This window comes from Marinospirillum perlucidum (genome assembly GCF_003336805.1).
GTDB lineage: Bacteria > Pseudomonadota > Gammaproteobacteria > Pseudomonadales > Halomonadaceae > Marinospirillum > Marinospirillum perlucidum.
Map to the genome: position 1 here is coordinate 34,322 of NZ_QFWJ01000007.1, position 23,558 is coordinate 57,879.

Sequence of the window (23,558 nt, forward strand, 5' to 3'; positions counted from 1 at the left end):
ATGCGTTATCAGGGACGTCTACGCAAAATGCCGACGCAGGCCGGCAAGCAGGTGGAATATCAACTGCGTTTGGTTGAGCCTGGATCTGCAGACACCCAGCTGCCGCTGAACAGCCTTTTGGGGCGGACCCTGCGTCTGGATTTCAGTGGAGCCATTCATTGTATTCATTGCGAACGCAAGACCAGCAAGAGTTTTAACCAAGGCTTTTGCTATCCCTGTTTCAAAAAACTGGCTCAGTGCGACCGCTGTATTATCAAGCCGGAAACCTGCCACTACCATCTGGGGACCTGTCGGGAACCTGAGTGGGGCCTGAGTCACTGCTTTCAACCTCATTTGGTTTACCTGGCCAACACCAGTGGTCTCAAGGTGGGAATCACCCGCAAGACCCAGATGCCCACCCGTTGGATGGATCAGGGCGCTGTGGCAGCCTTGCCCTTGTTCGAAGTGCCGGATCGGCTCACCTCCGGCCAGGTGGAGACCCTGCTGGCCCAAACCCTCAAGGATAAGACGGCCTGGCAGGCGATGTTGAAGAACCAGGTGCAAGCGCTGGATCTCACTGAAGAAGCCCAGCGAGTCTATCAGGATTATCAGTCTCAGCTGGACGAGCTTTTGCCATCGGGCATTCAGCCACTGGCTTCTGATCCCTGGTATTTTGATTACCCGGTTATCAACTACCCGACTAAAATCAAATCTCTTAACCCGGAAAAGGAAGCCCTGATCGAAGGTCAGCTTTGGGGCATCAAGGGGCAGTATCTGCTCCTGGATACCGGAGTGATCAACCTGCGTAAATTTGCCGGTTATGCGGTTGAATTCAGCCTTCCCTAGATTCACTCGCCTGCTAGTGGGCGGGTTTCTGCTGTTGTGGGTGGAGACAGGGCTGGGAGCGGGTCTGGCTCTTACACTGCTTCCTGAAGATAATCCCGAGGTCAGGGCCAATATCCAAGCCTATCTGGGTGAAATTCAACCGAGAAATACACGTGAAATGCGGCGTTATTCGCGTTTTGCTCGTGGCGAAATCAGCAAGGCCCTGGAAGCCTTGGGGTATTACCAATACCAGCTACAGCTTCAGGTGATAGAGGGTGATCCTGCGACCCTGGAGGTTAGAGTGGAGCCCGGGGAACGCGTTCTGCTGGGGCAGGTGAGTCTGGGGTTGGAAGGGGAGGCCTTGCAACAGGCTGATTTTACCCTGCCCAGTGGTCGGCTGGTCTCCGGGCACCCCTTGAACCATAGTGACTATGAAGCAGCCAAGCGGCATTTTCGCAATCAGGCTCTCAGTTATGGTTATTTTGCCTCCCGGTTTACCCGCCAGGAGCTTTTGGTCGACCCGGATGCCGGCGTAGCTGATGTCTTTTTGCATTTTGATTCCGGTCCCCGTTACCGGCTGGGGGAAGTAACTTTTCAGCAGCAGGGTTCGTTGGATGAAGATTTTTTGCAGACGTTCGTCGGGTTTGTGGCAGGTATGCCCTATTCCTCTCAGCAGCTGAGTCAATTAAGTCGTGATCTTCGTGAAAGTGGCTATTTTGAAGAAGTGTTTGTGGATGCCGATCCAGATCGCGCTGATGATAACTTGCATCTACCGGTCGATGTCTCTCTCAAGGCACGTGAACCACGTACTCTGAACCTGGGTTTGGGTTTTTCCACGGATACCGGTCCCAGAGCCAGTGCCAACTGGGTCGAACACTGGGTGAATGAACAGGGTTTACGGCGGGGGGTGGATGCCCAGATTTCGCAGCCGGAACAAACCCTGGGAGGCTGGTATGAATTTCCTCTTGACCCGCCCATGACGGACAAGCTGAGAGTCAGTAGTGACATTACCCGAGAGGTTTATGATGACCAAGAAAGCCGGCGTTATGGGGCGAGCCTGCAGTGGTTTTATAAACACGCCAATGGCTGGGAGAGGGTGCTGTCTCTAAGAGGGGAAAGAGAAGAGTATTATGTTGGTGAAGACAGAGGCGCAACCTGGCTCACGCTTCCCGGACTCAGTTATGGTTTTTTGCAAACGGACCGGCGCATTGACCCCACCCAGGGTTATCGATTGCAGGTAGATATGGAAGGCAGTCGTGAGAGTATCCTGGCCGATGTGGATATTTTTCAGTTGCGCCTGATGGCCCGCGGACTGGTGACCCTGCTGGACCGGCACCGCTTGCTGGCGCGGTTGCGTCTGGGAGCAACCGCGACCAATGAGTTTGAACGAGTGCCCCTGTCAATGCGCTTCTTTGCCGGGGGCGATCAAAGTCTGCGTGGTTATGATTACCAGGAATTATCACCACTTGGCGATGATGGACGCCAAATTGGCGGGCGTTATCTAATGACGACCGGTGTGGAATATCAGTGGGTCGTTAACTCGAGCTGGCGCTTGGCTGTCTTTGCTGATGGCGGAAATGCGGTTGCCGAGCCACAGGAATTAAAAGAGCCCAAGTGGGGTGTCGGTTTTGGTATTCGTTGGGTTTCTCCTGTTGGGCCCTTGCGTCTGGACTTGGCGGAAAGCCTGGATGATGAACTGGGTGGGACTCGCTTGCATCTGACTCTGGGGCCGGAAATATGATCCGCCGCTCGTGGATGTATTTTCGCCAACGCGTACAAGCACGCCTACTCCGGCCCCTGCTTTGGGTGCACCTGCTACTGCGTTGGCTGGTTTATCTGGTTTCTGCCAGTCTCAGTCTGGCGACTCTTTTGCTGTTACTGACCTTCTTTTGGCTCTTCTTGAGCGAGGCCGGGGGTAGCTGGTTGCTGCGTCAGCTTCCGGGTGTGGAGCTTCAGGGTTTTTCCGGTCAATTGCTGGATGAATGGCAGGTGGAAAAGGTCAGTTGGCACAACCAGGATCTGCTGCTCGAAGGCGAACACCTGGCGGTGGCTTGGCAACCCTGGTGCTTGTTGCGCTTAAATATATGTATCCAACAGCTAGAGGCCAGCCGTTTCAATATCCAGCTGCTTAAACAGACCGAGGTCATGGAAGAGCTGGAGCAACTGCAGACCGAAGGCCTGGATGCCTTTCGCATGCCAGGGGTTGAACTGCCACGAATTAGCTTGCCCTGGCCATTGCAGGTCGAACACCTGCATCTGGGGGAATTCCAGATTAACCACACTACGCATCTGCAAGCAGTGATACTACAGCAGGGGCACTGGTATCGGGAGTGGATGGAGCTTCCTGAAATTTATCTGCAGAGCCCCTGGGTTCCCCTGGATGATCACACCGCATTACAGGCCCAAGGCAGCCTGACTCTGCAGGGCGATTGGCCGCTGATGCTGCAAGCACAGGGGCTTGCAGCCGGTCTGGAATTGGAAGCCGATTTCGCCGGTAGCCTACAAAACCTGGAGTTACAGAGGCTGCAAGCCAGGGGGTTGCCTTTACAAGCCTCCGGCAAGATCCAGCCTCTGGTGGCTGAAGTGCCTATGGAAATCCAGTTGGAAGTCAGCCCCTTTCATCCGCAGACTTCTCCCTTGCCCGATCAGCTGCAACCTGATTGGATGCGGTTCTGGCCTGACTTGGCCTTGCTGGATCATCTACGTTTACACTTTCAGGGCGATTTGAATCAAGGCTGGCAGTTACAGGGATGGGGCCAGTTACTGATTGATGAAACTCTGGTGTTGGCGGATCTGGATGCCCTGATTACTCCCCAAGAGTTGCAATTAAAGCAATTGCAACTGAGCCACCATCGTGAACACCAGTTGCAGGTTGAGGGCCGCATGACCTGGGAGGGGCTCAGTCAGCTTGCGACCCACCCGCAAAGGCTGGAAGCACAAGTGCACCTTTCCTGGAGAGATTTTCTCAATACCCAGCTGCCCTGGCGACAGGTGTTTACTTCACTTCCTGCCAAGCCTTTGGAAAAAGAGCAACTGGATTTGCAGTTGAACTTCAATGCTGGCCAGCTGTATTGGGGAGGGCAGTTTGCCGGTCAGTTGAAGACGGATGCGAGTGCTTTGCAGATCTCCAGCCAGTTTGCCGGTCACTTGCCGACTCAGCAGTTGATTGCATTGCCGTTTACGGCCGATGCTGAAAAAAGTGAGGCCTTTGCCGCAACCCTGATTACCTGGGGAGAGTGGCTGCAAACCACCCGCTGGGGAGCTGAAGGTCAGATAACGGGCCGGGGAGAACTGGCACAGAAGCTTTTCACGGGAGCAGCTGAATACCACTTTGGCTGGCTGGGGCCTGAACAGCATTACCGCTTGGCATTTCCTCAAATCAGCGTGCAGGGTGATGATGAGGCCATGCTGGAAGCCAGTCTGGATCTGCAACCGGATACCTGGCAATTGAGTTTGGCGGGCTATCTGCCCCAGCTGGCTGATCTACCCCTGGAGGCTACGGCGCCATTTGAGGGTGACTTGCAAATGGCGGCGGACTTGAGCTTGCCTGCTCTTTTAGGCGTGGATTTACTCTGGCCCACCAACCAAATGCTGCTGCAGCGAATGCAGCAGGGAGACTACCGCCTGAGAGGTGCCAGTGATCACTTGTCCTGGCAGGATTCCTATCTTCAGCAGGCCGCAGTGGCCGTCGATTTTCAAGGTCGGATGAACGACTGGCAAGAATCCAGTATTTCGGCTCAAGGGCTGATAGAAACGATCACTGTAGCCGAGGTGCCATTAAAAAATGTTCACCTCGATCTTTCCGGTACTTTGGCGGAGCAATCCTGGCTGTTAGACGCCGTGGCTGAAGAACAGCCACTGGAACTGGTCTGGCGAGGAGGGTGGCAAGAAAGTTCGGATGGACAGCGCCGGCTAAACTATCACCTTGAACCCTTTGCCATGAACCAGTTGGCCTGGTGGTTACCTGCTGACCTGGACTGGGATGAGACTCTGGAAGGCAATATGATGTTGGCTTGGGGTAATCAAGAGCAGGTTTTTGATTTATCCCTGACTGCCGGGGATGGACAGCTACGCATCCGCCAACTGGATGAGGTGACGAATGAAGAAGAGTGGCTGGAATTTGCTTACCAGCAACTAGAAGTATCTCTGGGATTTCACGACCAGCAGCTAGCAATTAGCGGGTTACTGGATGGGCCGCAGATCGGCCAACTAGCCCTGGATATGAAAACCGCTTTAGTCAGCCCGGTGGGAGACTCGCGTCCACTGGACGGGCGCTTTGAATTCAAGCAGGTACAGGTACAGCTTTTTCAGCCGTTCTTAAATCTGGACAGCCTGTCAGGTCAACTGCAAGGTCAAGGATCTTTGGGTGGAACCCTCAGGCAGCCACTGGTTCAGGGAGAGCTGGATTTGCAGAAAATTGCTGCAGCCGATCTGCAGTGGCCGACCAGCCTGACTCGACTGGATGCGCATCTCAACTTGCAGGCGGATGGGTTGACCCTGGAAGGTGACTATCAGGCTGGGCGCCGGGGGCGAGGGCAGTTTCAAGGCGAATTGAACTGGCAAACAGATCTGTTGGGGGAATTGAATATACAGGGTCGGCAGTTGGATATAAGGATTGAGCCCTGGGCTAGTCTAGAAATCTATCCTGATCTCAACCTTGCTTGGGTTGACGATGAACTAGAGCTGACTGGGCAAATCAGCATCCCCCGAGGTCAACTGGAAGTACAGCAGCTGCCTGCACAAGCGGTGCGAGTTAGTGATGATGTGCAAGTGCTCAATCGTCAACCTGCAGCTGACCCCTTGATTAAGAGGATTTCGACAGACATCGAAATTTTGCTGGGTAGCGACCGTCTGCAATTGTCAGCCTTGGGGTTGGAAGCAGCTGTGCAAGGGCGTCTGGGACTGGGTGATAATTTAAATACCCGCGGTGAGCTATTGCTGGTGGAAGGCCGCTATCAGTCCTGGGGGCAGGATCTGCGACTAAGGCGTGCCCGGTTGAATTTTAACGGCCCTTTAACCCAGCCTTATCTGGATATCGAGGCGGTTCGGGAAATTGAGGAGGTGCTGGTTGGGGTTCGTGTAACCGGGCGGATCGATGAGCCGGAAACAGAAATCTTCTCCGAGCCAGCCATGTCGAGTGAGCAGGCTTTATCCTGGCTGTTAACCGGAAGCCCCCTGGATGAAGAAGTGGATATGAACTCCCTGGCCCTATCCATGGGCCTGGCAGGTATTTCCGATTACACCCAGGCGGTGGGTGAAGCTTTTGGGGTGGAGGAATTTGAACTGGCTGCCGAGGGCAAGGGTCAAGAGCAGAGCCTGGTTGCGGCTGGCTATCTGAATTCGGATTTGAGTGTGCGCTATGGGGTGGGTATCTATGATGATATCAACCGGGTTGCCGTGCGCTACGAGCTGACCCGGCAGTTGTATATCGAGGTGGTCAGTTCCCTGGAAAACTCCCTGGATATTTTCTGGGAAGTGGATTACTGATCGGAGTGGGTACCTGGCCCCTCTGCAGCAGAGGGGCTCAAGAATCAGAGATTATCCAATCCTTTTTCGGCCATGGCTACAGCCCTAAAAACCGCACGCCCTTTGTTCAGGGTTTCTTCCCATTCCAGCTGGGGCTGAGAATCGGCAACAACACCGGCCCCGGCCTGAATGTGCAGTTCTCCACCCTTGATCACAGCGGTACGTATGGCAATGGCTGTATCCATATTGCCCTGCCAGCCCAGGTAGCCAACTGCTCCACCGTAGACGCCGCGTTTAACCGGTTCCAGTTCATCGAGAATTTCCAGGGCCCTGATCTTGGGCGCACCGGAAAGCGTTCCCGCCGGGAAGGTGGCTCTGAGGACATCCATGGCCGTGAGTTCCGGTTTAAGCTGCCCCACTACATTGGAGACGATGTGCATCACGTGGGAATAGCGCTCCACCGCCATGCTATCAGTGACCTGGACACTACCGGTTTGCGCGATACGGCCAACATCATTGCGCCCCAGATCAATCAGCATCAAATGCTCAGCCTGTTCCTTGGGATCGGCCAGAAGTTCTTTTTCCAGCGCCTGATCCTCTTTTTCGCTGTTGCCCCGCTTGCGTGTGCCGGCAATGGGGCGAACCGTGACTTCGCCTTCTTCCAGGCGTGCCAGAATCTCCGGCGAGGAGCCCACCACCTGGAATTCGTCCAGTTGCAGGTGGAACATGTAGGGCGAAGGATTCAGGCAGCGAAGAGCTCGGTAGAGATCCAGCGACTGGGCCTGAAACGGCAGGCTCATGCGCTGGGACAGCACACACTGCATGATGTCACCGGCAAGAATGTATTCCTTGATGCGCTCGACTGCCTGTTTGAAATCCTGCTCACTAAAGCCGGCCTTGAAATCGCTTTCTTCCACCTGGGCACGACCGGTGCCGGGGCTGGTGGTGGTCAGGGTGGCTGTCCGCAGCTGGATTTCCAGGGCTTCAAGGCGTTGATAAGCGGTTTCCAGTGGTGCTTCCTGGTTAGGATCAGCATGGGTGATCAGATACAGCTTGCCGGAAAGATTATCAAAAACCACCACTTCTTCGGACACCATCAGCAGGATATCAGGTACTTCCAACGGATCGGCTTTGTCGTTGGCACTCGGACTGTTTTGTAACCGAGGTTCAATATAGCGAATGGTGTCATGGCCAAAATAACCCACCAGGCCACCGGTAAACAGAGGCAGGCCCTGGAGGGGTGCTACTTTAAAGCTAGCCTGAAAGTCCTCGATTCTTTGCAGGGGGTCGAGCACTTCTTCACGCTGTAAAACCTCACCGGCACGCCAATGGGTGAAGGTTTTACCGGTAATTTCAATGCGCTCTTCACTGGGCAGTCCGATAATTGAATAACGCCCCCATTTTTCACCACCCTGAACCGATTCCAGCAGGTAGGTGTAGGGTGCCTGAGCCAGCTTCATATAGGTGGACAGGGGCGTATCGAGATCGGCCAGCACTTCTCTGGCGACCGGGATGCGGTTATAGCCTTGTGCGGCCAGAGAGGCAAAGAGTTCGGGGGTCATGCCAGTAATCCTTAGTTCAGCAAGTCAGTCAGATGATTAATCAGCAGGTCCGGTTGACTCTGGCTGATGGGTTGCCCGTGGTTGTAGCCATAGGGTACACCAACACTGATAAAACCGGCAGCCCTGGCCGCTTCAATATCATGGCGGGAATCACCAACCAGGGCCGCTGCCTTGGGTGGGCAGGCAAAATGTTCGGCAGCATGCAGCAGTGGGGCAGGATGGGGCTTCTTTTGCGCTAGGCTGTCACCGCCCAAAAGTAACTGAAAATAGTGGTCGATACCCAGTCCAGCCAGGAGTTCTGGCAAAAAACGGGCTGGCTTGTTGGTGATCAGAGCCAGTGGCAGGGGCAACCGGCTTAATTGATCCAGGGTTTCCAGCACCCCGGGATAGAGACGGGTCGCTTCACCCTGGGTGGCGGCATAGGCCTCCAGAAAAAGGTCGTGAGCCTGAATAACCCGGGGATCATCGGCTGCAATCAGTTTTTCGCCCTGGTCCTGGCCGGTTACGGCTCTCTGGATGAGTACCTGGCTGCCATTACCCACCCAATGACGAACCTGGCCGGGGCCAGCCAGAGGCAGATGCATTTGCTTCAGCGCCTGATCCACGGCTGTGGTCAGATCGGGCACTGAATCAATCAGGGTGCCGTCCAGATCAAAAGCCAGCAGCCGGATTTCTTGCAAACGCGGGTGCAGCTTCATTGGCTTTTGGCCAGTTCAGCACGCATCTGTTGGAGAACACTATCAAACTGATGAGGGTCGTCAGCCGAGCGAGCACCAAAGATGGCTGAGCCAGCAACAAAGGTATCGGCACCTGCTGCGGCGATTTCGGCAATATTGCCCAGGCCAACGCCCCCGTCCACTTGCAGGCGAAGGGGCAAGCCGCTGGCATCAATTTTGGCGCGTGCGCTGCGCAGTTTTTCCAGCGTGTGAGGAATAAATTTCTGGCCACCAAAACCGGGGTTTACACTCATCAGCAGCACCATATCCAACTTGTCCATTACATGGTCCATCCAAGTCAGGGGGGTGGCTGGGTTAAAAACCAGTCCAGCCTTGCAGCCGCCATCGCGGATCATTTGCAGACTACGGTCCGGGTGTTCGGAAGCTTCCGGGTGAAAGGTGATGCTGGTGGCGCCGGCTTCAATAAAAGCCTGGATCATGGTATCCACGGGTTTGACCATCAGGTGGACATCGATGGGAGCCTGGACACCTTCGTCACGCAGGGCTTTGCACACCATAGGGCCGAGGGTGAGGTTGGGGACATAGTGGTTGTCCATGACATCAAAATGAATCCAATCAGCACCGGCGCTTAACACCTGATCCACTTCTTCGCCCAGGCGGGTGAAATTGGCCGAGAGAATGGAAGGCGCCAGAACAAAATCTTGTTGAGACATAAAGGAAAACCTGCAAGAGAAAATTTGCTGCATTTTAACAGAAAATGCTGGATGCAGAGGCCTAAACGGGGCTCAGGTCAGTGGTCGTGTAGTTTTTTGATGTGCACCAATATAGATCATTGAGTTAAGGGTTAGTGCATTTTTATTCACGATCTCCAAAAAGATGATGCTCTAGTTTGGTGAGCTTGCACTTTAATGGTTTTGCTTTATGGCTTTTATGGTGCGGCCTTGGCGCTTTAATAGCTTTAAATTGATGCGCTTGGCATGTTTTGTGCTTGCTTGTAGGGCGTTTTGGGCGGCAAAGATAAAAAATAAATGATTTGCCGGTTGTTAAGGCCAAACCAAAAGCCTGGAGAGATTCGTGGATAACCTAAATAGTGCAGTGGAGTTGTTGGTTAGCAGCTCCAATACTTTGTTTATTTTGCTGGGCGCCATCATGGTGCTTTTCATGCATGCCGGCTTTGCTTTTCTGGAAGTGGGCACCGTCCGGCATAAGAATCAGGTCAATGCCCTGGTCAAAATCATTACCGATTTTGGTGTTTCAACGCTGGCCTACTTTTTTGTTGGCTATTCAATCGCTTATGGTGCTGACTTTTTTGCTGACGCCAGTGAGCTGACGCAAAATAACGGCTATGAGCTGGTTAAGTTTTTCTTCCTGCTGACTTTTGCTGCAGCGATTCCGGCTATCGTCTCCGGTGGTATTGCGGAAAGAGCCCGCTTTTATCCGTTTTTGATTGCTTCCGCTTTGCTGGTAGCCCTGGTTTACCCCTTCTTTGAGGGCATGATCTGGAACGGCAATTACGGTTTTCAGGATTGGCTGGCTGCTGCTTTTGGTGCTGGTTTCCATGATTTTGCCGGTTCCATGGTGGTTCATGGCATGGGTGGCTGGTTGGCTTTAACTGCCATTTTGCTGCTGGGAGCACGCCAGGGTCGTTACCGCGATGGTCGCCCCAAGGCTTTTGCGCCTTCCAGTATTCCCTTTCTGGCCCTGGGTGCCTGGATACTGACTGTCGGCTGGTTCGGTTTTAATGTCATGTCGGCGCAAACACTGGATGGAGTGAGTGGTCTGGTCGCGGTCAACTCCCTGATGGCTATGGTGGGCGGTACGCTGGTGGCCATGCTGCTGGGTAAAACCGACCCCGGCTTTATTCACAATGGCCCTCTGGCCGGTCTGGTGGCGGTTTGCGCCGGTTCTGACCTCTTCCACCCTCTGGGAGCTTTGGCGGTAGGTGGTGTTGCCGGTGCCCTGTTTGTGTACACCTTTACCCTCTTCCAGAACAAGGTGCCCCGTATTGACGATGTCCTGGGTGTTTGGCCTCTGCACGGTCTTTGTGGGGCCTGGGGTGCAATTGCTGTAGGCATCTTTGGTACTCAGGCCCTGGGTGGTCTGGGCGGCGTCTCCATGATGGCTCAGCTGGTGGGTACGCTGGTGGGTATTGCTGTTGCTCTGGTCGGCGGTGGCCTGATTTATGGTGGCGTACAGCTGGTCAGCGGTCTGCGTTTGTCTGAAGAACAGGAGTTTGATGGCGCCGACCTGGCCATCCACAAGATTGCAGCGACTTCAGAAGACCGTTAATCCGGTTTTATCCAGGGAGCTTGGTTGTAGCGTCCCAGCTGTTTATACTGACTTTTTCGCTGGCTTGTCAGTAAAGGATGCTACCTCGTGAAGGGTTTATTGATTGCTCTGTTTTTACTCGCCTTTATCCTGCCGCCCGTCGGGGCGGCAGGCCTTCCTCCCGGGTTCGGTGAAGAGGAGGAGAGTGAAGAAGATCAGGCTCCGGAAAGAGCGGACGTCAACTATCAGCAGTTGCAATTGAATGCTCTGCTCAAGCAGGTTGATGATCAGGAGGTGCTCTACCTGCCCCTGGATGAAGACCGTGAATTCCTGACCTTACAGCGTCAGGGATTGAGTGCTAACCCCAAGGGGCGGCTGTTGTTGCTGCCTGCTGATGGACAACATCCGGACAACCCCCTGGGGTTGGCCAGTCTGAGGCGCCAACTGCCCGACTATGGCTGGAGCACCCTGGCCCTGGCCCTTCCCAATTACAAGCCACTGGGGCCGCCCCCCAGAACTCTACCTCCCGGCCCTCTGCTGACTCGGATGGATAACAATCCCGAGCCAGCCGAAGACGAGGGCAGCGAGGAAGAGAATCCGGCATCTGCCTTTGGCGGTGCTTTTGGTGAAGAAGAGGAAGAGGAAGAAGCTCCCCCTCCGGAAAGGGCTGATCCCGCTGAACGCTTGGCCGAACATCGGGTGCAAATTCTGGAGCGTGTTGAAGCTGCCTTGGCGCATCCTTTTGCCGACCCTTCGCGTCAAGTATTGGTACTCCAGGGAGAAAGCCTTTTCTGGATTCTTCCCTGGCTCGAAGAAGGCAACTGGCCAGCGCGGGCTCCTTTGGTGCTGTTGAATTTGCAGGTGCCTGAAGGAGCGGACTTGCAAACTGCAATCCGGGTGCTCCAGGAATTGGGTCGCCAGCCTCTGCTGGATATCTATTCCAGTGAACAGCCTGCCCAGGCCAGGGCTGCTGAAGAGCGCCGTCGGGCTTATTTGCGTGCCGGTAATGATCTGGCGGTGCAACTGCCGGTCAGACAGGAAACCGGTGTTGCAGCCCGGGGAATGAATACCTGGCTGGTTCAACGCGTGGAAGGCTGGTTGCGTAGCCTCAACTGATACCGGCATTGCAGGCCGGGGCTACAATGGCTGGAGGTTTCTTAGATGCCTCTGGCTTTCTTGAGTAGCGCATAGGCTTGCTGAATCTCCTGGGCCCGGTATTTGGCCTGGCCCAGAGCTCTTTCCGTTAATCCCTGCGCCATGAGCTTGTCCGGATGGTTCTGGCTCATCAGGCGACGGTAGGTTAATTTAATCTCCTCGTTACTGGCCGAGGAGTTCAAGCCCAGGGTTCGATAGGCAGAGACCAGCTTGCCCTGCTCTTCGTTCTTATCTCGCTGTTGTTTCTTTTGTTGTTGTTCCTGCTGATAGCCCTTGTTCTGACGCAGACGCCGATGCAGGCGATTAAAGTCGGTGGGGCTGATATCCAGGGGTTGCAGCAAACCTTGTAGTCTTTGCAGCTGGGCTTCTCGGGGGCCACCTTCGGCATAGGCCATAATCAGTAGCTGATCGATAAACTCCAGACGCTTGGCCTTGCGGCTGGCATAGCATTTACCCACTTCATAAAGCTTTTGATCGACTTCCTCGCTGGCAGTCAGTTTGCCCTGGTTAAAAAGGTCGATAGCTTCCTGCCGCTCTTTTTGTTTGAGTTTAAGGCGTTTGAACAGGGCTTCGGCGGCAGCAATTTCCTGGGGTGAAACGCGGCCATCCTGCTTGGCCAGATGGCCCAGACTGACAAAAAGCGTGTCGCGATAAAAACGTTCGTTGGGCCGGGGCAGGCGGCCTCGTGGCAAGCGCTTCAACTGGGAAATCAGTGAAGTTCGGTGGTAGTCAAAACTGTGGCCCAGGATAATGCCCAAGGCCATACCCACCCAGTTTCCAATCACATACCCCAGGAGTGCGCCCAGGGCCTTGCCTGCAAATGTAGGGAATCTCAGCTTCATGCCAACTGCTCTTGCAAGTATTGAAGTCGCTCCGGTGTGCCTACGTCCAGCCACTGGCCCTTGTAGACTTCGGCGGCGGCCAAATCCTGGTCGACCAGCAACCGTAGCAAGGGGGTTAGGGCAAAAGCCTCACCGGGTTGATAGCTGCGCTGGTAGGCCTGCTGGAGATAAGTGGGCTCTAGACAGGCTGGATGCAAATGACTGATGCCAGCAAAAGTAAAAGCCCGACAGGCGGGCGTTGCCGCCTGGTTGTAGACTCGCCCGGTTTGCGAATCCACGAAAAAATCCCCTTCAGGGTTGTGTTCAGGATTGGGCACCAAAAGGAGTTGCGCCAGTTTGCCAGCTTCTAGTCTTAGTTGTGGCAGGGGATCACACCAGACATCACCATTGACCAGCAGGAAATCCTGAGGCTCCAGTAGAGGCAGGGCCTGAAGCAAGCCTCCGCCGGTTTCCAGGGCTTGGGATTCCGGTGAATAACGGATCTCCAGTCCCCAGCGATCGCCCTTGCCCAGTGCCGGAGGAAGCTGTTCACCCAGGTAGGCGGTATTGATGACGACCCTTTCTACCCCTTGTCGAGCCAGTTTTTCCAACTGCCAAACGATCAGAGGCTTGCCACCTGCCGGGAGCAGAGGTTTGGGGGTCTGCAGGGTCAGGGGGCGCATGCGTTTGCCCTCCCCGGCCGCAAAAATCATGGCCTGCTTCATGCATCTTCCTGAATGGTCTGGGAATCTCGGTACTGCAAATACTGGCTGACTCGGGGGATGATGTCCGCATCCAGCCAAGCTTGTATATCGGCCCATTGTGGATAATTTTTAAGGGCCAGGGATAAATGCTGGAGGGTTAACGGCAGGTCCTGCAGGTAACCGGGCTTGCCATCGCGTAGCCAAAGGCGGGCAAAAATACCGGCAGCTTTCAGATGCCTTTGCATGCCCATCCAGTCAAAATGACGTCTGAAGGCCTGTTCATCGGTCGTGATTCCGGCTTGCTGATGGAAATATTGCAGCCAGTTGTCTTGCCATTGCTGGGGCCAATCCAGATAGCAGTCGCGTACCAGGGAGACGAGGTCATAGGTGTAGGGGCCCAGGACAGCATCCTGAAAATCGATGATGCCCAGGCGGTTATCCGTGACCAGCATCAGGTTGCGCGAATGATAATCGCGGTGAACTCGGGTGCGGGGTTGTTCCAGGGCTTCCTGAATCAGCTGTTCACAGAAGAGCTCCCAACGGTCGGGGCGCTGCTCCTGTGGATACTGCAAGAGCCGGTCCAGCAACCAGTCATTGAACAGCTCGACCTCGCGCTTTAGCAAGGCGTAATCATAAGCGGGCAGTTTTTCATCGGGGATGCTGGCTTGCTGCAGGTGAGCCAGATGGTCCAGCGCCTGGCGATAATAGGGATCGGCTGCTGCGGGTGTAAGCTGGGCAACCACCTGCATGAATTGCCGGTCCCCCAGATCCTCCAGCAGTGCAAAGCCTTCATCGAGGCTGGAGGCATAGAGGCGGGGAACTGCAATGCCAGCTTGCTGCCAAAGATCCAGCAGGTGCAAAAACCGCTCCGAGCTTTCTTTTTCCGGGGGCGCATCCATGATGATGGCGTCTTCCTGAAAGCGGCTATTACTGGCGGGTAGGCGGTAGTAGCAGCGAAAACTGGCGTCTCCGGCAACCTTTTCCAGAGCCGGGCTGGCGCTTGTCAGCCAGGGTTGCAGCCAGTTCAACATTTGCTGTTGGCGAGTATCCTGAGATCTTTCTTCCTGAATCATAATCAAGCAAGCATGGCAGTGATGAGTAGAATCGCTATAATACGCCTTTTTTCACCCTTTAGCAGGTCTGCTATTGCCTTGCCGTTGTCTGGGAGTTGCTTTTGAAGCCAGTCTATTTAAGGGGTTCCTGTTTGGGTCTCTGGCTCGCCACTGCCACCCTGGCCTCAGCTGCTTTGCCTCCAGAGTTGCCGCCCGAGCAGCTGGATTGGCAGACAAGGCCCGGGGCAGAAGCTGGCCAGCTTTGCTCGGGCTATTATCTGGCACCTGCTCTGGATTTGCCGGAAGCTCATTTGTCGCCCGAAGCGGCCCGGCTTTTTGCTGACTCTCAGGATTTGAGTTATTCCCAGGAAGGTGGCCTCAATCTCAGTGGCGGCGTGCGCCTGCGCAAGGGGCCGCTCTATCTGCTTTCGGATCAGGCCTGGATCAATGCCGAGCGCACCCGCGCCCGCTTGAGTGGTAACCTTCAGGTGCGTGAAGAAGGCTTGCTGCTACGTGCCCGGGAAGGCGAATACCGGCTGGATGATGAGTATTTTTCAGCCCGTGAAGCCTATTACCTGCTGCATGATCAGCATCTTCGTGGCTCAGCCTGGCAACTGCAGCAGCTACCGGATGGACGCGTGCGTCTGAAAGACGCCAGTATGACCACCTGTGCTCCCCAGGATGCCGCCTGGCAACTGGTCGCCGGTCGTATCGACCTGAACCGGGACAGCGGTTTTGGTGATGCTTACCATGTGCGTCTGGAGGTACGCGACCTACCGATTTTCTACTGGCCCTGGCTGCGTTTTCCCATTGATGGCAAACGCCATACCGGTCTTTTGCCCCCCAGTTTTTCTGTTTCTACCAGCGACGAGGTGGTGGATTTTACCCAGCCTTTTTACTGGAATCTGGCACCCAATTATGATGCCACCTTCTATCCTCGTCATATCAGTGATCGTGGACAGATGCTGGGTACGGAGCTGCGTTATCTACAAGCCAGGGATCGGGGAGAAATCTTCTATGCCTACCTGCCCGGCGATGAGCGTTATTATGATCTGGATCGCTGGCACCTGAGTACGAACCATCAGGGGCGTTTTGCTAGCCTGCCGCTCAGTTACACCTGGGATTTTTCCCAGGTCAGTGATCATCGTTACTTTCTGGAATTAGGGCAGGGGGCTTTTGGTGAAAGTGATAGCGATCAACTCCTGCAGAAGCTGCAGCTGGATACTGACTTAGGCCGGGGTTGGCAGGGGCAGTTGCAATGGATGGGCTATCAGAAGCTCCTGCCTTCACAAGACCCCAATAGCAGCCTGGCCACTGCTGAAGAAACCTTCGCACTGTTTGATATTGAGCAGGGACGGCAAGCCAGTAATCAGGATTACTATCGTTTTCCGCAGTTGCAACTGAGTGGCCGTGAAAACTGGGGGCGTTACCTGAATACCTCTTTACTGGTTGATCTTACTCAGTTTGACAAGCTGTTTGACCCAGAAGTCAGTGGTAGCAGTCAGTATGCACCCTCACCGACGCTGATTCCGGGCAGTAGTGATGACTACTACCTGCGCAGTTGGGGCGCCACCCAGGCTCTACGCCTGCATCTGGATGCCGGCTTGGCAGCTGATTTCAGCTGGCCCTGGGCCTATCTTCGCCCTGGTGTTCATCTGAAACACAATCGCTACCAACTGGACCCCTATTGGAACCCGGCCCAAGATTTGGCAGACGCAGACAAGCGTGAGGCGGTGAATCTGGAACCTCAAGTCACCCTGCCCGTTTACACCTTGGATACCGGCCTGTTTCTGGAAAGGGAGGCACGTATTTTGGGCGAAGATTGGCTCCAAACCTTGGAGCCACGCCTTTTTGCCGCCTACATCCCCTATGAAGAACAATATGAAATACCGCCGATTTTCGATGGCGGCTTTTCCGAATTCAATATTAACCAGCTGTATCAGGCTGAACGGAGTACAGGTCGTGATCGGGTGGGAGACCAGCAAAAAGTGACCCTGGGCGTAACCCAGCGCTTGTTGAGCCCCTCATCCGGCCGCGAAATTGCCAGCTTGGGGATTGCAAGAGAGTTTTATTTTGCCGATCGCCGTCTTAGCCAGCAGACTTTGCACCCAGAGGATCCCGGGCGTCTGGAAAATCTGGCCGCTGATCAACGTCCCTATTCACAGGTTCGTGAGCAATCCAATCTGGCCGTACAGCTTAACTGGTCGCTGACCTCTAACCTGCAAGTGCGCTCCAGCCTTTTATGGGACGATCATTTTGAAAAAACCGACCGCTCCAACTTCTCCTTGAGTTACCAGGACCCTCTAGGTACCCATCTGAATCTGGGCTATAGCTACACCTCCAACTACCTGGATATCAATCCCCTGGGCAAGGACCCCGATCCTTCCCTGATAGAAAATTACTCCTACCTGGATTCGGCGGAGGAACAGGCCTATGTATCCGGTGTTCTCCCCCTGCGTAATCATCAGCTGCGTATGTTCTTCAAGCAGTCCTGGGACTGGAAAAGGGACGAAAGTCTGGATAGCCTGCTGGGCATCGAATACTCTTCCTGTTGCTGGCAGCTGCAGTTGATGTACCGTGACTGGGTCAAGAATCCCGATGTCAGTCCAGCCTATCAGCCAGCCAGCTACACTGATGGTTTTGCCGAGCGGGAAAGAGATGCCGGTATTTTCTTCCAGGTGATTTTCCGGGGCCTGGGTGGAGCGGGCCAGGGCGTTGATGATGTATTGACCGAAGAGCTTCAGGGCTATTCTCCACGAAATTATACAAATGAAAGATAAAACAAGGTGCTAAGAGTGCTGAACGCGAAGAAATTGCTTGTTGGCCTGGGTTGCTTCCTGCTTCTGGTGGCTGCCCCCCTATCTGCTGAACCCCGCTTGCTGGACAGGGTTATTGCTGTGGTTGGTGAAGAAGCTCTGATGCAAAGTGAGCTGGAGCAGCGCATGCGCCTGGTACGTAGCCAGATCAGCGAACGTGGGCTAGGGGTGCCGCCTGATGATGTCCTGCGTGATCAGGTATTGGAACGCCTGGTGTTGGAAACCATCCAGCTGCAGTTGGCCGATCAGATGGGGCTGAGAATCGATGAACAGACCCTGAATGCCACGCTCGATCGAATTGCCCAGCAGAACAACCTCTCGCGTGAGGCCTTTCGCCGTGCCGTTGAGGCCGATGGCATGAGCTTTTCTGCTTTTCGCGAACAAATCCGTCAGGAAATGCTGATTTCCCAGGTTCGTCAGCGTCAGGTGGGCTCCCGGGTTCAAATCAGCCCCCAGGAAGTGGATAACTACCTTTCTTCACCGGAAGCCCTGGAGGAATCCGGACTGGAATTTCGGGTCGGGCATATTCTGATCCCTGTTCCTGAAGATCCATCACCGGAGCAAATTGCTGCTGCTGAAGATCAGGCCCAGGCATTGCTGGCGCGGGTACGCCGAGGTGAAGATTTTCAGGAATTGGCCGTCTCGGCGTCTGCCGGTGATCAAGCCTTTAGTGGCGGTGACCTGGGTTGGCGCTCGGCGCTTGCACTGCCATCCTTGTTTGCAGACCAGGTGGTGACCCTGGATGTGGGCGAAACTGCTGGTCCTCTGCGCAGCCCCAGTGGCTTTCATCTGATCCAGCTGCTGGAAACCCGTGGCGAAAACAAACAGTTGGTAGAGCAGACCCGCGCCCGTCACCTGCTATTAACCCCCAATGCTCTACGCAGCCCCAGCGAAACCCGACAGTTGATTGAAGATCTGTATCAGCGTATTCAAGCCGGAGAAAGTCTGACTGACCTGGCACGGGAATATTCCGATGATAAGGCCAGTCAGCAATCCGGCGGAGATCTGGGTTGGGTGAGCCCCGGCCAGATGGTGCCTGCTTTTGAAGCCGCCATGCTGGCGCTGCAACCGGGGCAAGTCTCGCGTCCGGTGCAAAGTCGTTTCGGTTGGCATCTGATCGAGGTCGAGGATAAACGCCAGTCGGATCAAACCGCCAATCTACGCCGCCAGCAGGTGCGTCAGCTGCTATCGGAAAGACGTTTTGAAGAAGAAGTGCAGAACTGGCTGCGTGAAATTCGTGCTAATACCTGGGTGGAAATTCGTGACTGATACTTGCCAACGCCCCCTGGTGATCACCCCGGGTGAGCCGGCGGGCATAGGACCTGATCTTGTTGTTCAACTGGCTGCCCAGGGCCTGAACGGCAACTGGGTGGTGGTGGCTGCCCCTGAGCTGCTGCAGCAAAGAGCCCGCCAGCTGGGACTGAATCTGGAGATACAAAAGGTCACCACTACTGATCTTGAGACAGGTCAGTTGCCAGCAGTCAAACCCGGCTGTTTGCGGGTCTGGCCTGTTGAGCTTCAGGCCGAGGTCAAAGCGGGTGTGCTGAATAAAGCCAATGCCCAGTATGTTCTGGAAACCCTGGAGAAGGCTACGGCAGCCTGCCTGGATGGCTGGGTTCATGGTTTGGTTACCGGGCCGGTGCACAAGGGAATTATCAACGAAGCCGGTCAGGCATTTAGCGGTCACACTGAATTTTTGCAGGAACGCTGCGGTTGCGAGCAGGTGGTTATGCTGCTGGCTACCGAAGAATTAAGAGTGGCACTGGTAACAACGCATTTACCCCTGCAAAAGGTGGCGGAAGCCATTACGCCCCGACGTTTGGAACAAATACTTACTCTTTTGCACCGTGACCTGACGCAGCGCTTTGGTTACACTCAACCACGCATTCTGGTTTGCGGACTCAACCCCCATGCTGGAGAAGATGGACACCTGGGGCGTGAGGAACTGGATATCATTATTCCCACGCTGGAAAAAATGCGCCGCGAAGCCGGTATGCAGCTACTAGGCCCCTGGCCTGCCGATACCCTGTTTACCGAAAAAAACCTGCAACAGGGGGATGCGGTTCTGGCCATGTACCACGACCAGGGATTGCCGGTACTCAAATACCAGGGCTTTGGTCGGGCCGCTAATATTACCCTGGGTTTGCCGATTATTCGAACCTCCGTGGATCATGGTACGGCGCTGGATCTGGCCGGCAGCGGGCAGGCTTCAACAGGCAGTCTTTTGACAGCCATCCACTACGCCAGTCGTTTCAAGCACTAGCAACCTTTTGAGAGAAAAGCATGTCTGCACCCCTGAACGGGCATCGGGCGCGCAAGCGTTTCGGTCAGAATTTTTTGCAGGATCCGGGTATTATCCGGCGAATTGTCAAATCCATCGGCCCCACAGCCAGTGATCACCTGGTGGAAATTGGACCGGGTATGGGGGCGATTACTGAATTATTGCTGGATTCAGACGCGCGTCTGGATGCCGTGGAGCTGGATAGAGACCTGATTCCCGGTTTAAGGGTCAAGTTTTTCAATCATCCCAATTTCCAGGTTCACGAAGCCGATGCGCTGAAATTTGATTTCTCTTCCCTGCAGGAAGCGGGTGAAAAACTGAGAATTGTCGGCAATCTGCCCTACAACATTTCCACGCCCTTGATCTTTCATCTACTGGGCTTTGAAGGTCTGATTGAAGACATGCACTTCATGCTGCAAAAGGAAGTGGTGGAGCGTCTTGCGGCTGAGCCGGGAAGTGGGCAGTGGGGCCGTTTAAGTGTCATGGCCCAGTATTTCTGCAGCATCGACAATCTTTTCCTGGTGCCGCCGGAATGTTTTCACCCGCGTCCCAAGGTGGATTCGGCCATAGTGCGCCTGACACCGAAACCTGCTGCCGAACGCGAGTCAGTGGATCTGGAGGTGTTCTCACGTCTGGTGCGCCAGGCTTTTGCCCAGCGCCGCAAGACCCTGAGAAACAACCTCAAGGGTATTCTCGATAGTGAACACCTACTAAGCCTGGGCATTGATCCGCAAAGACGCCCGGAAACACTTAAGCTGGAAGAATTTGTGCAGTTGGCAAAGCTGCAAGAAGACCTGGCTTCATAAATGCTAGCAAGGATTGAATCATGGCAACCTATGCAATCGGTGATATCCAGGGCTGCTATAGCGAATTCAGGCAGCTGCTGAAAGAAATCAAATTTCATCCGCAAAGAGACCAGCTCTGGCTGGCTGGTGATCTGGTCAATCGCGGTGAGGGTTCGCTGGAAGTGATGCGCTATGTCGCCGATCTGGGTGACGCTGTACGCGTTGTGCTGGGCAACCATGATTTTCATCTCTTGGGCGTTGCCTGTGGTCTGCGTAAAAGCAAACGCTCAGACACGCTGGATGCTCTGCTCAAGGCCAAGGATGCACCAGAATTATTGGCCTGGCTGGGCCAGCAACCGCTCTTGCATCATGATCCGGAGCTGAATTTTGTCATGACCCATGCTGGTATTCCACCGGCCTGGAACCTGGCCAAGGCCAAGGCGCTGGCCGCGGAAGTCGAGCTGGAAATGCGTTCTTCGCGCCAGAAGCAATTACTGGAGCATCTCTTTGGCAATCAGCCACGGCGCTGGTCGGATGATCTCAAGGGTTATGAGCGTCACCGCTGTATCGTCAATTACCTGACCCGCATGCGTTTTTGCGCGCCGGACAGCAGCCTGGAGCTGGAAACCAAGAGTGAAGCCAACAAGGCACCCAAGGGCTTTGCACCCTGGTTTACCTATCCCAGTCCGGCGCTTCAGGAAACCCGCCTGCTCTTTGGCCACTGGGCAGCGCTGGAAGGCCATACTGGCGTGGCGGGCATTTATGCATTGGATACCGGCTGCGTCTGGGGTAACCAGTTGACGGCCCTCTGTCTGGAAGACCAGCAGATCTTCCAGGTCAAAGCAGGGGCGAAAAAATAACTGCGAAGCCTGTAATAAGTAAGCTGATGCTTATATAATTAAGGGTTTTGATGCCGAGGAAAGTCAATGTCTTTTAAAGTAATTAACGCCCAGGCTGCCTGTGAGCTGCTGGAAGCAGGCAAGGCCAAGGTAGTGGATATTCGTGATCCACAAAGCTATCAGCAATCCTGTATCAAGGGTGCCATCCATCTGGACAATAATTCAGTCGCTGATTTTGTTGCCAGTGCCGATAAGAAGCAGCCGTTGATCGTGGTCTGCTACCACGGCATGAGTAGCCAGAATGCAGCCCAGTTCCTCTCTGATCAGGGCTTTGAAGAGGTTTACAGCCTGGAAGGTGGCTTCGAATTCTGGAAGACTTGTCAGCCGGACTGGTGCCACTGAGCCCGGCTACTAGCTCTTCTACCAGGCAATCACCAGATCCCCTTGCTGGATATTATAGATTTCCGGCAGGGTCTGGACTTCTCCTACCGCAAAATTAGGCTGGATACGTTCCAGACTCAGTGTCAGGTCAACCGGCTGTAGCTCGGTATAGGGGCGCTGAGTATTATCGTAAAAGGTGTTTTTGCGATAGACACTGAGGGTATCACCGGGTTGCAGGCCTGCATCGGATCCCGTATCGATATAAATATTGCGGTTATCAACTCGAGTAATTCTTGCCATAAAGGGCTGACAGCCCACTTGAACGGTAAGGTCGCTGATCATCTGTTCGATCAGGGTATCCACCTGCTGACCATAGTCAATTTCCCAAAAACGGTTAGTTGCAAAGCCGACTTTCTCAGTGCGGTTCTCGGTCCAGTAACCACTGGTTGAGTAGCTGCGGCTGGCAACCAGATTGCCGCTGAAACCGTCATGAATGAAGAGGTCTACGGCAAAATCGCGGGCAAAACGTTCTTCCTGAAAACGCATGCGTTCATAAATTCCCTGAAGCGTGCTTCTTTCCTGGGCCAGCTCAGGGTTTTGCAGATCCAGATGCCGAACAACACCGGTGAGGACGTATTGAGCACCAATGCGAGTTGCGGTATCCACGGCTGTTGTTAGGGTGCCGCGATCGCTGACTGAAGTCGGGATGCTGGAAACATCGGGATAGAGCTGAAAGCGCACAGCATCAAGGACTCGCATATTGTCCTGGTTTTGCAGCCGTCTCAGAATTTCCTTGGGAAGTCTTTCGTTGACGTCATGCAGGGCACCCATATTGGCCGAAAGGGTGTCTTCCAGATAGAAGTTGCTGATGGCAAGACTGCGTTTATAGCCATTGGCATAGTTACCGCCTTCGCAGCTGCCACTGCTTTCAATACGGGCACGTACCTGTACAAAGAGAATGCCATTGTTCACTTCTTCGTTGAGCACTTCCATTTCACTGATGCTGCTTTGCGTGCTAATGGAAAGTTGATCTGTATGGACTTCGCCCTGGTTCATGGCCTGGTAGCCATTGACCTGCAGAGCTCCCTGAAAGCTGGCTTGGCGAAGTGCATCACGAATTGCTGCCCGCCGTGCTGAGATCAGGTCCTGCTGGTGAATGACTGAGGAGCCAGTCGCTTCGACCCAGTTGGCTTGGGCGGGAAGAGCCAAGAAGAACAAAAGGCTAAAGATGATTGCTTTGTACATAAAACAGGATCCGTATAAGCTAAAGCGGGAAGTGTCAAAGATGACACTTCCCGCCATTAAAGTCTAACCCCTAAGACTCCAAATCAACCGCTTAGTTTAGGTGATAGCGGGTTCTGGGCTGAGACTGGGAAACCGGAATCCGCTGGTTAGGCTGTTCACCATGAACCGTGTACTGGTTACAGGTGGGGTCGGCCGCCATGGAGCCAGGGTTAACCATGCAATGCTGGAAGCGGGGTTCAAGTACCAGTTCCATTTCTGTGACATAGGTGCCGTCGTCTTCCATTTTGGTGGAAATGACCTTGGCGCCACGAACCAGGTTATCAACAAAGGCGCGGATGTTATCGTCGCGGGTCGCCAGGTTCTGAACACTGGTATTACCTTGAATACGTGCACCATAAACTCGTTCGGCCATAGCCCGATAAGCATCCATTTTGGAGGCGCGCATGGCGAGCAGACGACGTTGCTGGCTGTTGGTCGCTGTTGCCGCCTGACCGGCTGCGCCATAGCCCTCTACTCTAAGGACAACGGGATCAAAACCATTGGTGAGCATGGATGAAGATTGCTGCTGTTGCTGCTGGGTGTTTTGCCCGGACTGTTGTGCGCTTTGCTCGTCTTGAGGTTGGTCGCCTGAAGAAGCACAGCCAAGGGTCAGGCTGAAAGCCAAAGACAGGCAGCCAAAATACAGTGTACGTTTTAACATAA

The 23,558-nt window shown here is 54.4% G+C and carries 19 protein-coding genes; 11 read left to right on the top strand and 8 right to left on the bottom strand.

Annotated features, from left to right (window positions below; translation table 11 throughout):
- The 3 genes from DFK18_RS09910 to DFK18_RS09920 are packed head-to-tail and all read left to right on the top strand — an operon-like array spanning window position 1 to window position 6,291.
- Window positions 1–825, top strand: coding sequence for a DUF2797 domain-containing protein (locus DFK18_RS09910; protein WP_114418102.1), 825 nt, complete (start codon window positions 1–3; stop codon window positions 823–825).
- The gene (locus tag DFK18_RS09915; RefSeq protein WP_162299751.1) at window positions 806–2,545 is read left to right on the top strand and encodes an autotransporter assembly complex protein TamA; all 1,740 of its coding nucleotides are present in this window, start codon (window positions 806–808) and stop codon (window positions 2,543–2,545) included. The genes DFK18_RS09910 and DFK18_RS09915 overlap by 20 nt, the downstream gene beginning before the upstream one ends.
- Complete coding sequence (locus DFK18_RS09920) at window positions 2,542–6,291, top strand: translocation/assembly module TamB domain-containing protein (protein ID WP_114418104.1); 3,750 nt, start codon at window positions 2,542–2,544, stop codon at window positions 6,289–6,291. The genes DFK18_RS09915 and DFK18_RS09920 overlap by 4 nt, the downstream gene beginning before the upstream one ends.
- A gap of 44 nt (window positions 6,292–6,335) precedes the next feature.
- On the opposite strand, the gene trpE is transcribed toward DFK18_RS09920, so the two are convergent.
- Genes trpE through rpe form a run of 3 tightly spaced genes read right to left on the bottom strand, consistent with a single transcriptional unit; the run spans window position 6,336 to window position 9,222 of the window.
- Window positions 6,336–7,832 (bottom strand): anthranilate synthase component I, encoded by a 1,497-nt coding sequence (trpE, locus tag DFK18_RS09925; protein ID WP_114418105.1) that lies wholly within the window; start codon window positions 7,830–7,832, stop codon window positions 6,336–6,338.
- A gap of 11 nt (window positions 7,833–7,843) precedes the next feature.
- Window positions 7,844–8,530 (bottom strand): phosphoglycolate phosphatase, encoded by a 687-nt coding sequence (locus tag DFK18_RS09930; RefSeq protein ID WP_114418106.1) that lies wholly within the window; start codon window positions 8,528–8,530, stop codon window positions 7,844–7,846.
- Window positions 8,527–9,222: a ribulose-phosphate 3-epimerase gene (gene rpe / locus DFK18_RS09935; protein ID WP_114418107.1), complete on the bottom strand. Its 696-nt coding sequence runs from the start codon at window positions 9,220–9,222 to the stop codon at window positions 8,527–8,529. The genes DFK18_RS09930 and rpe overlap by 4 nt, the downstream gene beginning before the upstream one ends.
- A 361-nt stretch (window positions 9,223–9,583) precedes the next feature.
- On the opposite strand from rpe, the gene DFK18_RS09940 reads away from it, so the two are divergent.
- Together DFK18_RS09940 and DFK18_RS09945 are read left to right on the top strand one after the other, a co-directional pair.
- Window positions 9,584–10,798 (top strand): ammonium transporter, encoded by a 1,215-nt coding sequence (locus DFK18_RS09940; protein ID WP_114418108.1) that lies wholly within the window; start codon window positions 9,584–9,586, stop codon window positions 10,796–10,798.
- An 87-nt stretch (window positions 10,799–10,885) separates the two neighbouring features.
- Window positions 10,886–11,893 carry a DUF3530 family protein gene (locus DFK18_RS09945; RefSeq protein ID WP_114418109.1) on the top strand — a complete coding sequence of 336 codons (1,008 nt, stop codon included), beginning with the start codon at window positions 10,886–10,888 and terminating at the stop codon, window positions 11,891–11,893.
- A gap of 41 nt (window positions 11,894–11,934) precedes the next feature.
- Here DFK18_RS09945 and djlA read toward each other — a convergent pair whose 3' ends face one another.
- From djlA to DFK18_RS09960, 3 genes are read right to left on the bottom strand one after another with little or no spacing between them, the layout of a single operon-like run.
- Window positions 11,935–12,774 (bottom strand): co-chaperone DjlA, encoded by an 840-nt coding sequence (gene djlA, locus DFK18_RS09950; RefSeq protein WP_114418110.1) that lies wholly within the window; start codon window positions 12,772–12,774, stop codon window positions 11,935–11,937.
- Window positions 12,771–13,478: an N-acetylmuramate alpha-1-phosphate uridylyltransferase MurU gene (gene murU, locus DFK18_RS09955; RefSeq protein ID WP_114418111.1), complete on the bottom strand. Its 708-nt coding sequence runs from the start codon at window positions 13,476–13,478 to the stop codon at window positions 12,771–12,773. The genes djlA and murU overlap by 4 nt, the downstream gene beginning before the upstream one ends.
- The gene (locus DFK18_RS09960) at window positions 13,475–14,488 is read right to left on the bottom strand and encodes an aminoglycoside phosphotransferase family protein (protein ID WP_162299752.1); all 1,014 of its coding nucleotides are present in this window, start codon (window positions 14,486–14,488) and stop codon (window positions 13,475–13,477) included. Before DFK18_RS09960 ends, murU begins: the two co-directional genes overlap by 4 nt.
- Before the next feature lie 173 nt (window positions 14,489–14,661).
- On the opposite strand from DFK18_RS09960, the gene DFK18_RS09965 reads away from it, so the two are divergent.
- From DFK18_RS09965 to glpE, 6 genes are all read left to right on the top strand, one after another.
- A complete protein-coding gene (locus DFK18_RS09965; RefSeq protein WP_114418113.1) occupies window positions 14,662–17,289 on the top strand; it encodes an LPS-assembly protein LptD in 2,628 nt (875 codons plus the stop codon).
- A 15-nt stretch (window positions 17,290–17,304) separates the two neighbouring features.
- On the top strand, window positions 17,305–18,594 hold the full coding sequence (locus DFK18_RS09970; RefSeq protein WP_114418114.1) for a peptidylprolyl isomerase: 1,290 nt from the start codon (window positions 17,305–17,307) through the stop codon (window positions 18,592–18,594).
- On the top strand, window positions 18,587–19,588 hold the full coding sequence (gene pdxA, locus DFK18_RS09975) for a 4-hydroxythreonine-4-phosphate dehydrogenase PdxA (RefSeq protein WP_218563937.1): 1,002 nt from the start codon (window positions 18,587–18,589) through the stop codon (window positions 19,586–19,588). Before DFK18_RS09970 ends, pdxA begins: the two co-directional genes overlap by 8 nt.
- A gap of 20 nt (window positions 19,589–19,608) precedes the next feature.
- Window positions 19,609–20,412 (top strand): 16S rRNA (adenine(1518)-N(6)/adenine(1519)-N(6))-dimethyltransferase RsmA, encoded by an 804-nt coding sequence (gene rsmA / locus DFK18_RS09980; protein ID WP_114418115.1) that lies wholly within the window; start codon window positions 19,609–19,611, stop codon window positions 20,410–20,412.
- Window positions 20,413–20,432: 20 nt separating this feature from the next.
- Window positions 20,433–21,251: a symmetrical bis(5'-nucleosyl)-tetraphosphatase gene (locus tag DFK18_RS09985; protein WP_114418116.1), complete on the top strand. Its 819-nt coding sequence runs from the start codon at window positions 20,433–20,435 to the stop codon at window positions 21,249–21,251.
- A gap of 66 nt (window positions 21,252–21,317) precedes the next feature.
- Complete coding sequence (gene glpE / locus DFK18_RS09990; RefSeq protein ID WP_114418117.1) at window positions 21,318–21,632, top strand: thiosulfate sulfurtransferase GlpE; 315 nt, start codon at window positions 21,318–21,320, stop codon at window positions 21,630–21,632.
- A gap of 18 nt (window positions 21,633–21,650) precedes the next feature.
- Here glpE and DFK18_RS09995 read toward each other — a convergent pair whose 3' ends face one another.
- Entirely contained in the window at window positions 21,651–22,856 is a 1,206-nt protein-coding gene (locus tag DFK18_RS09995) for a flagella assembly protein FlgT (RefSeq protein ID WP_162299753.1), read from the bottom strand.
- A 91-nt stretch (window positions 22,857–22,947) separates the two neighbouring features.
- Entirely contained in the window at window positions 22,948–23,556 is a 609-nt protein-coding gene (locus tag DFK18_RS10000) for an LPP20 family lipoprotein (RefSeq protein WP_114418119.1), read from the bottom strand.
- Between the last annotated feature and the right edge of the window lie 2 nt (window positions 23,557–23,558).